Annotated in this window: 8 protein-coding genes and 1 pseudogene; all 9 read left to right on the forward strand. The window is 57.9% G+C overall.

The features are described from left to right. Window positions 1-26: 26 nt before the first annotated feature. The 9 genes and pseudogenes from ACFOFO_RS12670 to ACFOFO_RS12710 all read left to right on the forward strand — a co-directional run bounded on the left by ACFOFO_RS12670 (window position 27) and on the right by ACFOFO_RS12710 (window position 13,732). Entirely contained in the window at window positions 27-1,328 is a 1,302-nt protein-coding gene (locus tag ACFOFO_RS12670) for an HAD family hydrolase (protein WP_449369375.1), read from the forward strand. A gap of 111 nt (window positions 1,329-1,439) precedes the next feature. Next, window positions 1,440-2,864, forward strand: a complete 1,425-nt coding sequence (locus ACFOFO_RS12675) for an ethanolamine ammonia-lyase subunit EutB (protein ID WP_390324747.1) — start codon at window positions 1,440-1,442, stop codon at window positions 2,862-2,864. A 29-nt stretch (window positions 2,865-2,893) separates the two neighbouring features. After that, complete coding sequence (gene eutC / locus ACFOFO_RS12680; protein WP_390331683.1) at window positions 2,894-3,715, forward strand: ethanolamine ammonia-lyase subunit EutC; 822 nt, start codon at window positions 2,894-2,896, stop codon at window positions 3,713-3,715. Window positions 3,716-4,416: 701 nt separating this feature from the next. Continuing rightward, window positions 4,417-6,375 carry a serine protein kinase gene (locus ACFOFO_RS12685; protein WP_390331684.1) on the forward strand — a complete coding sequence of 653 codons (1,959 nt, stop codon included), beginning with the start codon at window positions 4,417-4,419 and terminating at the stop codon, window positions 6,373-6,375. A 40-nt stretch (window positions 6,376-6,415) separates the two neighbouring features. Continuing rightward, window positions 6,416-7,588 (forward strand): DUF444 family protein, encoded by a 1,173-nt coding sequence (locus ACFOFO_RS12690; RefSeq protein WP_390331686.1) that lies wholly within the window; start codon window positions 6,416-6,418, stop codon window positions 7,586-7,588. Window positions 7,589-7,596: 8 nt separating this feature from the next. Further along, window positions 7,597-8,994 carry a SpoVR family protein gene (locus tag ACFOFO_RS12695; protein WP_390331688.1) on the forward strand — a complete coding sequence of 466 codons (1,398 nt, stop codon included), beginning with the start codon at window positions 7,597-7,599 and terminating at the stop codon, window positions 8,992-8,994. A 190-nt stretch (window positions 8,995-9,184) separates the two neighbouring features. Then, a pseudogene (locus ACFOFO_RS12700) lies at window positions 9,185-9,647 on the forward strand (YaiI/YqxD family protein). 227 nt (window positions 9,648-9,874) lie between these two features. Continuing rightward, the gene (gene purT, locus ACFOFO_RS12705) at window positions 9,875-11,089 is read left to right on the forward strand and encodes a formate-dependent phosphoribosylglycinamide formyltransferase (protein ID WP_390324743.1); all 1,215 of its coding nucleotides are present in this window, start codon (window positions 9,875-9,877) and stop codon (window positions 11,087-11,089) included. A 3-nt stretch (window positions 11,090-11,092) separates the two neighbouring features. Beyond that, window positions 11,093-13,732, forward strand: coding sequence for a bifunctional diguanylate cyclase/phosphodiesterase (locus ACFOFO_RS12710; protein WP_390331690.1), 2,640 nt, complete (start codon window positions 11,093-11,095; stop codon window positions 13,730-13,732). Window positions 13,733-13,785: the final 53 nt, after the last annotated feature.

The raw sequence follows: 13,785 nt of genomic DNA on the forward strand, positions 1-13,785 counted from the left end.
CCACTTTTTAATCAGGAATACACGTAATGAAAAAAATGATACAGGGAGTAGAACGAAGGGGCTTTTTGGGCGGCTTGCTGACGACCGCAGCCGGTGCGGCATTAGCGGGCGTGCCCGCGATAGGCAATGCTGCACCGGCGAAGAACACTGGCGTTGGTCTGGACCGCGCCAAATGGTCGCCGCGCAACCGACAACTGATAGCGGACCTGATCGCAAGCCACGGCAGCACTGCGCCCGGTTACAAGGCCAGCCGTCGTCCTTATGCGGTATTCGACTGGGACAATACCAGCATCATGAACGACTGTGAGGAAGCGCTGCTGATGTATCAGATCAATACGCTGTCATTCAAGCTGACCCCGGCCGAGTTCAGCGTGATCATCCGTCAGAATGTTCCGTCCGGGCCGTTCGCGGCCGATTTCAAGAACGCGGCCGGCACAGTTGTTGACCTGGAGTCAATCTGCGCCGATCTAGACGCTGACTATGCCTTCCTGCACGCAAATTTCAAGGGGTTCGCGGGCAACAAAACGCTGGAAGAGATCAGTGCCACGGTCCAGTTTCTGGATTTCCGCGCCAAACTGTATTACCTGTATGAAGCGGTCAATGACACGCATGGCGTCAATGTCGGCTATCCGTGGGTGATCTACTTCTTCGCCAACATGAGCGTCGCCGACGTGAAGGCACTGACCGAAGCGTCGAATGATGCGGCGTTAGGCGCGGCGCTGACCAAAGTCAAATACACCAGCCCCGCTGCGCAACCCGGTAAAGCCGGCGTGGTCAGCGTCACGCATTTTCACGGTATTCGCTTGTGCACCGAAATCGGCGGTCTGATGGGTACCTTCCGCGATCACGGCATCGATGTCTACGTCAGCTCCGCATCGCTGGAAGACGTGGTCTCCGTCTTCGCCAGCCTGCCGAAATACGGCTACAACGTGCTGCGCCAAAATATCCTGGGCCTGCGCCTGGAGCGTGACGGTGAGATCTACAAAAATGCCTACCTGAAAGGCTGGCCGCTAAACTGGGGACCGGGCAAAACAGAAGTGATCAAACGCGAACTGTCCGGCAAAAAAGGCTACGGTCCAATTTTCGTTGCCGGCGACAGCGACGGTGATTACGACATGCTGCGTGACTTCCCGGATACCAAGCTGGGCATGATCGTCAATCGGATGAAAAAAGGCAAGATCGGCGATCTGTCCAAGCTGGCTGCCGAGAAATTGCAGGCCGCGCACCCGCGTTTCCTGTTGCAGGGACGGCAGGAATCGACGGGCAACTGGCTGCCGGTGGAAACCAGCATCAAATTCGGCAAGTCGGAACCGCTATTGACCGCATGAACAGCGCCCGTCAGCGTTCGCCGGCGGTAGGCTGCCGACGAACGCAACAGGCCGAAGTTGACGGGGCCGCTGATGCAGCGCTCCGAAGCACTCCCAACGGATTTCCTCATCATGACCAATACAAGTACCGTGCCACCACATCAGTACACCCACACCGTCGGCAGCAAGACTTACGGCTTTCGCGACCTGAAGGATCTGATGGCCAAGGCCACACCGGCGCGCTCCGGCGACATGCTGGCGGGCGTTGCCGCGCACAGTGCGGAACAGCGCGCAGTGGCACAAATGGCGCTAGCTGAATTACCGCTCGCCACCTTCCTAAGCGAAGCGCTGATTCCCTACGAAGACGACGAGATCACGCGCCTGATCATCGACAGCCACGATGCCGCCGCCTTTGCGCCGGTCAGCCACCTGACGGTCGGCGACTTCCGCAATTGGCTGCTTGGCGACGAGGTGGACGGTGCCGCGCTGGCTGCACTGGCGCCAGGCATCACGCCGGAAATGGCGGCCGCCGTGTCCAAGATCATGCGTAACCAGGATCTGATTCTGGTTGCGCAGAAGTGTCGCGTGGTGACCGCCTTCCGCAACACCATTGGGCTGCCGGGGCGCATGTCGACCCGCCTGCAGCCGAACCATCCGACCGACGACGCCAGCGGCATCGCCGCCAGCCTGCTCGATGGCTTGCTGTATGGCAGCGGCGATGCGGTGTTCGGCATCAATCCGGCCACCGACAACGTGCCGCAAGTCATCAAGCTGGTGACGATGATGAATGACATCATCGCCCAATACGATATTCCGACGCAATCCTGCGTGCTGACCCACGTCACCAACACCATCGAAGCCATCAATCGCGGTGCGCCGGTAGACCTGGTGTTCCAGTCGATCGGCGGCACCGAGGCCACCAACCGCAGCTTCGGCGTCAGCCTGGACCTGCTGGGCGAAGCGCGCAGCGCGGCGTTGTCGCTGAAACGCGGCACGGTCGGCGATAACGTGATGTATTTTGAGACCGGCCAGGGCAGCGCGCTGTCGGCCAATGCGCATCACGGTGTCGATCAGCAGACCTGCGAAACCCGTGCCTACGCGGTGGCGCGCCAGTTCAAGCCGCTGCTGGTGAATACCGTGGTCGGTTTCATCGGCCCCGAATACCTGTACGACGGCAAGCAGATCATCCGCGCCGGCCTGGAAGACCACTTCTGCGCCAAGCTGCTCGGCTTGCCGATGGGCTGTGACGTCTGTTACACCAACCATGCCGAAGCCGACCAGAACGACATGGACGTGCTGCTGACCCTGCTCGGGGTGGCCGGCTGTACCTTCGTGATGGGGATTCCCGGCTCGGACGACATCATGCTCAATTACCAGACCACCTCGTTCCACGATGCACTGTACGCACGCCGCACCTTGGGCCTGCGGCCCGCGCCGGAATTCGAGGCATGGCTGCAGAAGACGCAGATATTCAGCAGCGGCGGGCAGTTCCGGCTGAATCCGTCCTTGCCGCCATCTTTTGACAAAGCATTATTACGCCTGTCCCAGTCGGCCTGACGCATCAATGCCGCGAATAAAAACATGCAATGAACGATAAAAAATCACCCGTCATCGCCAACCCATGGGAAGCCCTGCGCCAATTTACCGATGCCCGCATCGCCCTCGGGCGTGCCGGCGTGAGCTTGCCGACCGCAGCACAACTGGCATTCCAGCTGGCGCATGCAAAGGCGCGCGACGCGGTACATCTGGCTCTGGATGTACCGCAGTTGGCACGTTCATTAAGCGCATCGCTTGAAGAACAAGGTACGTCTTGCCGAACGTTGCATAGCGCCGCCGCCGACCGCAACATCTATCTGCAGCGCCCCGACTTGGGACGCAGGCTTGACGCCGCATCGCGGGAAGCACTGAAGACCCCAGTAAAACCGCAGTCGGCACGCCCGTACGACGTGGCATTCGTGGTGGTTGACGGCCTGTCGGCCCTGGCAATCGAGCAGAACGCAGCGCCATTCCTGACTATCCTGCAGCGCCGGATCGCTGCGGAAAACTGGTCCATCGCACCGATTAGCATCGTCCAGCAAGGGCGGGTTGCGGTCGGCGACGAAGTGGCCGAATTGCTCGGCGCCAAGGCCGTCGTGGTGTTGATCGGCGAACGGCCGGGATTAAGCTCGCCGGACAGCATGGGCTTGTACCTAACCTGGATGCCGCGCGTCGGGCTGACCGATGCCAGCCGCAATTGCATCTCCAACGTGCGCCCTGCTGGACTGCGCTATGAGGAAGCCGCCTACAAGTTGCACTATTTATTGTCGGAGTCACACAAGCGACAATTGTCCGGCGTCGACCTCAAGGACGAAACGGCGGGCGACCCTGGCCTGCTGACTGCGCCGCAAAAAAATTTCCTGCTGGAATAAGCGCTCTTCCACAGTCGCAGAGCAAGCAATGCCTGTAATCGCCTTGCTCATCAGCGACGTGCCGGGTTAACCGCCGCAGTGCTACCTTTTTATAATCAAGGTAATCGGAGCTTGCATCCAACGCGACGACAAATGATTTCTTGCTGGCAGCACTTTGCCACTGTAATTGTTGCTTGCATACAAAGTGGATGTAGACCACTCTTATCCCTATCCCCGCGAAAATAGAATTTCCGTGAATGATTTCCGCGTCCGCCATGATGCAATTCGTTACAGATTATGACTATATTTGCATGAACTTTTGCAGCGGAAAATTGCCGAATGAATATACAATTAATGAATCATCAGTTTCTAGTTGTCGGGTCCTAAACAGATGAGACCCGACATATTGATACCTCTGAACGACGGGAGGTTTTGTTGTGAGCGGGTGTTTTTCAGTCATGGGAAACGACACACATCGTGATCTACAACCTCGGAACGAGCCGTACGCCGGCCACATGACGGGCTGGCATTTTTTGGAGGCGTCGGGCGTCGGTCAGACCTCGCCGACTAGCTTTTACGAGAAAATATTGCACTTGCCGTGATTGCAAGTTGTTTATTTGGCGCATATTTCATGGAAGACATGATGATAGTCAAAAAAATGTCCAAGGTTTTGCGCTATACCTGAATCAGGACCCAATTTCATTTGGGTTGGGAGGATAAGGATGAACCACGATAATCTGGATCCAAATCGGGTTGGACAGCAAGAAAATTTTGTAAAGAGCCTGGTAGCGTTTACCAAGGATCACAAAGCTGCACACTGGTCTGGACCGTTTTCCGACTTTGTCTCCAGCATCTTGGCGGCCGACACGCAAGGTGTGGCGCGCAGTTCGCACCAATATATGTGGGACATGATCCGCTGGACCGGCTGTGAAGACCAACATGGTCATTTCCGATGCCGGCTATTCGAGGACGAATTGTTCGGCGTCGATGAAGCGATCGAGCGCGTGGTCGATTATTTCAAGGCAGCGGCCGCTGGTTCTGAAGTTGGGCGGCGCCTGCTGCTGCTGTTGGGCCCGCCATCGGGTGGCAAGTCGACCCTCGCAATCCTGCTGAAACGTGGCCTAGAAGAATATAGTTACACCGATGCCGGTGCACTGTATGGCATCCAGGGTTGCCCGGTGCACGAATCACCGTTGCATCTGGTGCCGCACACCCTGCGCCCATCGTTCCGCACTACCTACGGCGTTGAAGTCATCGGCGAAATCTGCCCGTATTGCCGCGCGCGACTCGAGGATCAATACAACGGCGATTTCATGCAGATGCCGATTGAACGCATCTTCATCTCGGAAGCCGGCCGGATCGGGATCGGCACCTATGCGCCGCACGATCCCACCACCGCCGATCTGGCGGATCTGGTCGGGTCGGTCGACCTGTCCAAGGTTGCGGAATATGGCGATGAAGGCGATCCGAGGGCGTGGTCATGGTCGGGCGCGGTCTACGCGGCCAGCCGCGGGCTGTTGGAAATGATCGAAATCCTGAAGGTCAAACGCGAGTTCCTGTACCTGTTGCTGACGTTGACTCAGGAAAAGAACGTCAAGGTATCGCGTTTTCCACTGATTTTCCTGGACGAAACGATTCTCGCACACACCAATCTGGCCGAATTCCGCAAGTTCCTGCAGGAAAGCGAAAACGAGGCGCTGCTGGATCGTATGGTGATCATCCAGGTGCCCTACACGCTCAACTACAAGGAAGAGGCGCGGATCTATAAAAAACTGATTTCATCGGCCGCACCGGCCTTCCGTGACGTCCATCTGGATCCCCATGTGCTGCATGCGGCCGCAGTGTTCGCGATCCTGACCCGGATGCATGAAAATGATGACAAAGAAGCCGAACTCACCAAGAAGGTCAGGATCCATGGGGATGAAGAAGTCGAAGGCGTCAACCGGGCCGAAGCAACCCGGATCAGGCAAAAGGAAAAGCTGCCCGACGAAGGCTTGTCCGGGATCTCGCCGCGCTTTGTCATTAATGCGCTGTCCAATGCGATCATCCAGTCCGATGTGAAGAGCCTGACGACGATGGATGTCTTGCTTGCGATCAAGGACGGGATTGAGAGCGATGCCCGCATCGAGGCCAAGAAGAAACGTAAATGGGTCGATTACCTGGTGCTGGCACGCAAGGACTTTTATAACCGCTGGGTCAAGGAAGACGTGCACAAGGCGCTGTTCGTGTCATTCGAACAGGAAGCGCAGGATTTGCTGAACAAGTACCTGGATGAAGTCGAAGCGACGCTCGACAACCGTCAGATCAAGGATCCGATCACCAACGAAGAGCGCAAACCGGACGAGCGTTTCCTGCGTGCGGTCGAGGAAAAAATCCAGATTTCGGATTCCGGCAAGCAATCATTCCGGCAGGAGGTCGTGCGCAAGGCCATGGGCGCCTACAAGCGCGGCGAAAAATTCACGCTCGACAGCCACGCCCAGTTGCACGAGGCGGTCCAGCAGTATCTGTTCGAGCAGCGACGGGATGTATTGCGGTTGGTCAGCTCGAATACCCGCCCCGATGAAGAAGTGAAGCAAAAGATCTCGGTGGTCGAAAAACGGCTGGTCGACGAATACGGTTACGACCTGCATAGCGCACGTGAAGCGCTCAACTACGTCACCACGTTACTGGCGCAGGAATGACCTGACGTGGCGGCTTGACTTTCGAGTCTAAAGGAGGCATGTGAACCGTAACACTATCCTTGCCGAAACGCCGTGGTATGAGTTGTTCTCGCGCGGCGCACGTGACTGGCTGCGGCACAATGAAAAAGTCCGCGAGGCGGTCCAGGGCCATCTGGCCGACATCATCGCCGGCCCGGATGTCATCACGGGTTCCCAGGATCGCACCGTGCAGGTGCCGGTGCGCTTGCTGGAGCATGCGCGGTTCCGGCTGGCCGACAAGGAGTCGCAGACCGGTGCCGGTCAAGGTGAAGGTGAGGCGGGCGAAGTGTTGCGCCCCTCCTCCCCGCGCCCGGGCGACAATGACGGCGACGACGGGCGCGGCGGCAACGAGGATGGCGGGGTCAAGCTATTACTCGAGTTCAAGATTGACGACATCGTCGACTGGCTATGGGAAGAACTGAAGCTGCCCGATCTCATTCCCAAGCGCTCCAGCGGCAGTGATGAGCAGGAACTGGTGCGCGAAGGCTGGGACAAGCGCGGTGCCCGCTCGCGGCTGGATCGTCGGCGCACCATCAAGGAAGCGATCAAGCGGCGCGCGATTCAGGTAAATCCGGCGCCATTCACCAATGATGATCTGCGCTTTCGCCAACTGGTCAAGCGTCACAAGCCGGTGACCAATGCAGTCGTGATCTTCGCGGTGGATGTGTCGGCCAGCATGACTGATGCCGAACGCAAACTGGCCAAGACGTTCTTCTTCTTCGCGTTGCAGGGTATTCGCCGCAAGTACGCGAAAGTCGAGACCCGTTTCATTGCACATACGACCCAAGCCTGGGAATTTTCGGAAAGCGAATTTTTCCAGGTCGCCGGTTCAGGTGGGACGATGGCATCGACCGCTTTCCATCTGACACAGGAATTGCTGCATCAGCAGTTCGACCCCGCTCAATACAACAGCTACCTGTTCTATGCTTCCGATGGCGAAAATTTCACCGAGGACCGCAGCGCCGCGGCAGAACTCCTGGCCCACTTGACCGCACAGATGAACTACATCGGCTATGTCGAAACGCTACCGGGCATGCGTCCGCCAAACAAGACAGAAATGATGAAAATATGCGATGAACTCGAGCGCAACGGCGCCCAGATCGGCAGTAGCGTGCTGGCTAATCCGAATGATGTCTGGCAGGCCATCCGAAAATTTTTTGTGCAGCAGGCAGAGCACGCGGGAGCGCAGGCATGAGCACACCCATGAACACACCCGCCCCTGTACTGAAGGATTATGCCGAGCGCATCGAGCAGCTCGCGACCAAGCTCGGCCTGGATTTTTACCCGGTCGATTTTGAACTGGTCCCGAACAATTTCATGATGGAAATCGCCGTCTATGGGCTACCGGTACGGATGCGCCACTGGTCGTTCGGCGTGCGTTACATCCATCAGCTGATCCGCCAGAGCATGGGACATTCCCGTATCTTCGAGGTGATGTTTCCGGGCGACCCCTGCCATGCCTATCTGGTCGAGAACAACTCGCTACCGGAAAATACGCTGGTCACCGCCCATGTGCTTGGCCATGCCGATTTCGCCAAGAACAACCATCTGTTCGCCCGCTTCATGGAAATGGCCGGCGGTCATATTCTGGAGCAGGCCGCAGCACGTGCACATCGGATCGAGGCTGCGCTGACACAGTACGGTCAGCAACGGGTCGAAGCGATCCTTGATGCAGCGCTGGCGCTGGAGCCGCATATCGACATTAATCAGGAATTGCACCGCCGCCCGTACGACACCAACAACGGCGCGGTACCTGCCGGCGCTGGCTTCGAACCCGCCGCTTTTCAGAAGCGCTACCAGAATCTGCCTGGCGAGAAAACGGCATCGAGACCGCAGCCGACATATTCACGCGCGCCGATTCCGCCGCAACCGGAATACGATCTGCTGTGGTTCATCGCCAACTATGCGCCCGATCTGGAAGGCTGGGAGCGCGACATCTTCCTCGCTGTGCGCGAAGAATCGTATTATTTTTATCCAGTCTTTGCCTGCCAGATCATGAACGAGGGCTGGGCCTCGTACTGGCATGCACGACTGCTGCGCGAGGCCGATTTTCTGCCGCACGACTTGTATCTGTCCGCCATCAAGGCCCACTCCGACGTGGTGCGACCGTATGCCAGCGGAGACCAGGTCGCGTTGTCGATCAACCCGTATCACCTCGGCTTTTCGATGTGGGAACACATCATCGAAACCCGCGGCCTGGCGGCGGCGCGCCAAATATGCAAGGAAGAGGACGACTTCGGCTTCATCCGCAATTATCTCGACGAGGACCTGGCGGAAAAATTGGGACTGTTCGTCTATCAGGCCGATCAGGATGGTGAAATCAAGATCGCCGACCGCGACATTCACGCGGTGCGAGAAGCGATCCTCGCGCCCAAATTCAATTACGGCGCACCAAGGGTGGCTGCCAGCCTGCTGCACCTCGACGGCAGCCTGGAACTGACGCACGATTCCAATAGCGACGGTGGCGGCCTCGACACCGACAGTGCGATGCGGGTCCTCGATTACGTCGAACGCATCTGGCGCCGCCCAGTGACCTTGCATACGGTCGATCGTCGCGGCGACCCGCGCCGCGTCAGCAGCAAGAGCAATTTTGCGAGCTAGGCGCTCCCGGTCACCGAATTACCTGCATTTTGACAGGAGTATCTGTCAAAACAGGCGTATTCCCCGCGCAGTCATTGGGCATTAAAAAATACTGGATGGTGTATTGCGATGATAAAAAATCATCGTAATATGCCACGCAGGCCAAAACGGATCGTCACGAAAGCGACGTCCGCCTTCCACTGGACACCACATGCAAATCTGGATCGATGCCGACGCCTGTCCGCTCGTCATCAAGGAAATCCTGTTTCGCGCCGCGCAACGCACTTCCTGCATGCTCACACTGGTCGCCAACAAGACGCACCGCATTGCGCCGTCACTGTTTGTCACTGTTGATCAGGACGCTTCAGGTGCCGTCCGGTTTTGATGTCGCCGACAACAAGATTGTGGCGCTGGTTCAGGTCGGCGACCTGGTGGTCACGACCGACATTCCGCTGGCGGCCGAGGTGCTGGCAAAGGGTGCGCATGCACTCGATCCGCACGGCGATTTCTATACCACGGACAACATCCGTGAGCGCCTCAGCACGCGCAACCTGATGCAGGAACTGCGCAGCAGCGGGTTCGAAACTGGCGGCCCCGCGCCGTTTAGCCAACGCGACCGGCAGCTTTTTGCGAATCAGCTGGACCGTTTTTTGATACCGCAAATACACAATTAAACGCATCGGTTCGCATTGAATCAACGCAGCGCAAACCATGAAGCGCCGACTGTTTAGCATATGCTGCTCTGCAGCAAGCATGACGGTTTGGCTGTCCAAAACTGCAAAAATTTGATATTGTCGGTTACGCCATTTTATTGCCCAAACAGATTTTCCTCAGGGCAATCACCCGTGCCTGTTTTTGTTTAATTTCGACTAGCATCCGACCTCCATTCCCGACAGCCCATATGAAGATACCGAACCGCCTTGGCACGCCCTTATCGCCGTCCGCCACCAAAGTCATGTTGCTCGGTTCGGGCGAGCTTGGCAAAGAGGTCATCATTGCGCTGCAGAGGCTGGGCGTCGAAGTGATTGCGGTGGACCGTTATCCGGGCGCGCCCGGCCATCAGGTGGCGCACCGCGCTCATGTGATCGACATGACGGACGGCAAGGCGCTGGCGGCCCTGATCGCGCAAGAGCAACCCGATCTGGTCGTGCCTGAAATCGAAGCGATCGCCACCCAGACCCTGGTCGACCTGGAGCGCGCCGGCAAGGTCAATGTGATTCCGACCGCACGCGCCGCCTGGCTGACCATGAACCGCGAAGGCATTCGACGACTGGCGGCGGAAGAATTGGGCCAGCCGACGTCACCCTACCGTTTCGCCGACACGCTGGCGGAATTGAAGGCCGCGTGCGCCGAGATCGGTTTTCCCTGCCTGATCAAGCCGGTCATGTCATCGTCCGGCAAGGGCCAGTCCAAGATCGACGCCGCGGACGAAGTTGCCGACGCCTGGGACTATGCGGCGGCCGGCGGACGAGTCGGCGCTGGCCGGGTAATCGTCGAAGGCTTCATCGATTTCGACTACGAGATCACCCAGTTGACGGTACGCGCCATCGGCGCCGATGGCGCAGTCGAAACCCATTTCTGCGAACCGATCGGCCATCTGCAGGTAAAAGGCGATTACGTCGAATCGTGGCAACCGCATCCGATGCCCGCGGCGGCGCTCGCCAAGGCACGCGAAATCTCCCAAAAAGTGACTGACAATCTCGGCGGTCTCGGCATTTTTGGGGTCGAATTGTTTGTCAAAGGCGATATGGTGTGGTTCTCCGAGGTCAGTCCGCGGCCGCACGATACCGGCATGGTGACGATGGCGAGCCAGGTGCAGAGCGAGTTCGAACTGCACGCAAAGGCGATACTCGGCCTGCCGGTCAATGTTGCGTTGAGGAACCCGGCAGCGTCAGCCGTGATCTACGGCCAGCACGAGGCACTCGGCATCGCGTTTGAAGGGGTGGCCGACGCGTTGAGGGTGCCGGGCGTCGATATCCGGCTGTTCGGCAAGCCGGAATCGTTCGCGCGCCGTCGCATGGGTGTCGCGCTCGCCAGCGCCGATGATGTCGGCACCGCACGGCGTCACGCCAAGGAAGCGGCAGTCCGGATCAGACCGGTGCTGCCAGACAACTAAACGATGAAACGCAATTTTTTACCGTTCAAGGACATCATCACCGGGGTTGAAATATTCCGCCTGGTGTCGCCTATTTTTTATGTGACACTGTTGCTGCAGCTGGCCATGTCGTCATACGGGCAATTACCGGTGTTATCGGATACCAGCAGCATCGCCGGCATCTGCCTGATGTTCCTGTTCTTTGCGACGCTGGCGCGTTTCTTTCGCTTTAAAGCCGTGGCGATCGGCCGCGGTCAGGTGCTGCTGGAATTTGTGGTCGCCAACCTGATCATTACGGTGTTAACGCTGCAACGCACGGTCCCGGCACTGCCCTGGCCCTGGCTGGTGGCGATGGCGGCATTATTCCCGCTGGTGGTCGAAGGCTGGCTGGCGGTAGCGCCATTGACAGCGCTGGCGCTGATCGGATGCGGGCTCAGTCTCGCCATCGGTATGCCGCTTGGCGACTGGCTACCCTCGCTGTTCCAGATTCTGTTCATCGGTATGCTGTCGATCCTGCTGTCGCGCGTGCTGCTGATCAATGTCTCCGCAATTCGCCACGCCAGGACCAACAGCGCGCGCTTTGAAGCGATCGTGCATGTGACCCAGCACGTATTCCTGATGACGGACGACCATTACACACCGATGTTCATCAGTCCGGCGATCCAGGACATGCTCGGCTATACGGTCGACGAAATCACGCAAGCGCATGTGCAGCCGAAAGTGCATCCGGACGACCTGAAGGAGCATCAGGAAAAATTGCGCTTCCTGGCGCAGACGCCCAACAGCAGCATCTTCATCTGTCACCGCATGCAGCATAAGAACGGCACATGGTTATGGCTCGAAACGCGCGGCTACAACATGATGCACGATCCAGCCATTCATGGCCTCGTGTTCGGCACCAAGGATGTGACGCTCAGGCGCACCGCGGAGCTGAAGCTGGAGCAGGAGCGCGCTTTGCTGCACGCGGTGCTGGACCATAATCCGGCGATGATTTACGCCAAGGATACCGACGGTCGCTTTACGATCAGTAACGTCGGTTTCCAAAGGCGCTTCGGTTTTTCATCCGAAGATGAAGTACGTGGCAAAACGGTCTATGAGGTATTGCTGAACCGGGTGCTGGAAGGCCAGGAGGCGAAGGCGCATGAGGTTGCTGAAAAAATCCACCAGCAGGACACCGCTGTGATCGAGTCGGGCGAGCCGCTGGAAGACCTGGAGAGCGAGGGATTCTGGCGCCAGAATGCCCAACGATGGTACCGCACCAATAAATACCCGCTGCGCGACGCACAGGGTGAAACGGTCGGTGTGCTCGACGTCACGCGTAATGTGACCACCCGCAAGGAATTCGAACTGCGGATGAAACATCAGGCCTTGCACGATCCGCTGACCGGCCTGCCAAACCGCCGTTATCTGCTCGAAGAAATCAGCGACGCGATCGACCGCACGCGTGGACATCACCTGAAATTGGCGCTGCTGTTCTGCGATCTGGACGGTTTCAAAAACGTCAACGACATCCACGGTCACGAGTTCGGGGACAAATGCCTGAAGGAAATCACGCACCGGATTCAGGCGCATTTGCACCCATCCGACTTTTTTGCCCGCTTTGGCGGCGACGAGTTCGTGGTCCTCACCAATGCATCAATGCTGGAAGCGAACGCCAAGGCGCAATCGTTGCTGCAAGCCATGTCGCTGCCGTTGGTAGTCGACGACGTCTTGGTCAAGATTGGCAGCAGCATCGGCGTCGCGATGCTGCGGTCGGACCATACCAGCCCGGCCGAACTGATCCACGATGCCGATGCCGCGATGTACCAGGCCAAGGAGTTGGGCCACAATCGTGTTGAAATTTTCGATTCGGCACTGCAAAGCCGCACCACCAAGCGCGCTCAGATGGACGTCGCGCTGCGCTTTGCGCTGGAACGCAACGAACTGACTGTGGCGTACCAGCCCAAGGCCTGCCTGCAGACGGGGCGCTTGCAAGGTTTCGAATTGCTGCTGCGTTGGGACAGCCCGGAATATGGTCATATTTCGCCGGCCGAATTCATCCCGATCGCCGAACATTCCGGCGTGATCGTACCAATCGGCTTATGGGTGTTGGAACAGGCTTGCCAACAATTTGCCACTTGGCAAGAGCAATACCCGGGCATGGGTAATATCACTATCGCGGTCAATGTGTCGATGCGTCAGTTGTTGCATTCATCTTTCCTGACCGAAGTTACGCGCATCCTTTCCACCAGTCATATCCGTCCGCAATCGCTGGAGCTCGAATTGACCGAAACCGCGGTCATGGCCAATCCGGTGCAGACCATAGAAAACCTGACAATGTTGAAAAAGCTGGGGCTGCGTCTGGCGCTGGACGATTTTGGTACCGGTTATTCGTCGCTCGCCTATCTGCAGCGACTCCCGATCGACGTGCTGAAAATCGATCGCGCGTTCGTACATGGACTGGGAGAAAATAAGGGCGATGCCGAGATCGTGCGGCTGATCGTCGCGTTATCCAAGGCCCTGAATCTGGAGACCGTTGCAGAGGGGGTCGAAACCATTGAGCATGTGAAACAGCTCAATAGACTGGGTTGCAATCTGGGACAGGGTTATGCGTTCTCGCCCGCCATTTCTGCCGACGAAGCCGAGGAGCTGCTGCGCTTTCCACGTAATTTCCTGGTCGCCTGAAGCCGTTCAATTATCATGCAGCAACACGATCCACGGCAAAATCTCGCCAAATC

Source organism: Pseudundibacterium arcticum, assembly GCF_042646465.1.
GTDB classification, from domain to species: domain Bacteria; phylum Pseudomonadota; class Gammaproteobacteria; order Burkholderiales; family Burkholderiaceae_D; genus Undibacterium_A; species Undibacterium_A arcticum.

Coding starts and splice junctions, on each gene's coding strand:
- ACFOFO_RS12670 (WP_449369375.1), top strand. CDS start 27: ATGAAAAAAATGATACAGGGAGTAGAACGAAGGGGCTTTTTGGGCGGC.
- ACFOFO_RS12675 (WP_390324747.1), top strand. CDS start 1,440: ATGACCAATACAAGTACCGTGCCACCACATCAGTACACCCACACCGTC.
- eutC (WP_390331683.1), top strand. CDS start 2,894: ATGAACGATAAAAAATCACCCGTCATCGCCAACCCATGGGAAGCCCTG.
- ACFOFO_RS12685 (WP_390331684.1), top strand. CDS start 4,417: ATGAACCACGATAATCTGGATCCAAATCGGGTTGGACAGCAAGAAAAT.
- ACFOFO_RS12695 (WP_390331688.1), top strand. CDS start 7,597: ATGAACACACCCGCCCCTGTACTGAAGGATTATGCCGAGCGCATCGAG.
- purT (WP_390324743.1), top strand. CDS start 9,875: ATGAAGATACCGAACCGCCTTGGCACGCCCTTATCGCCGTCCGCCACC.
- ACFOFO_RS12710 (WP_390331690.1), top strand. CDS start 11,093: ATGAAACGCAATTTTTTACCGTTCAAGGACATCATCACCGGGGTTGAA.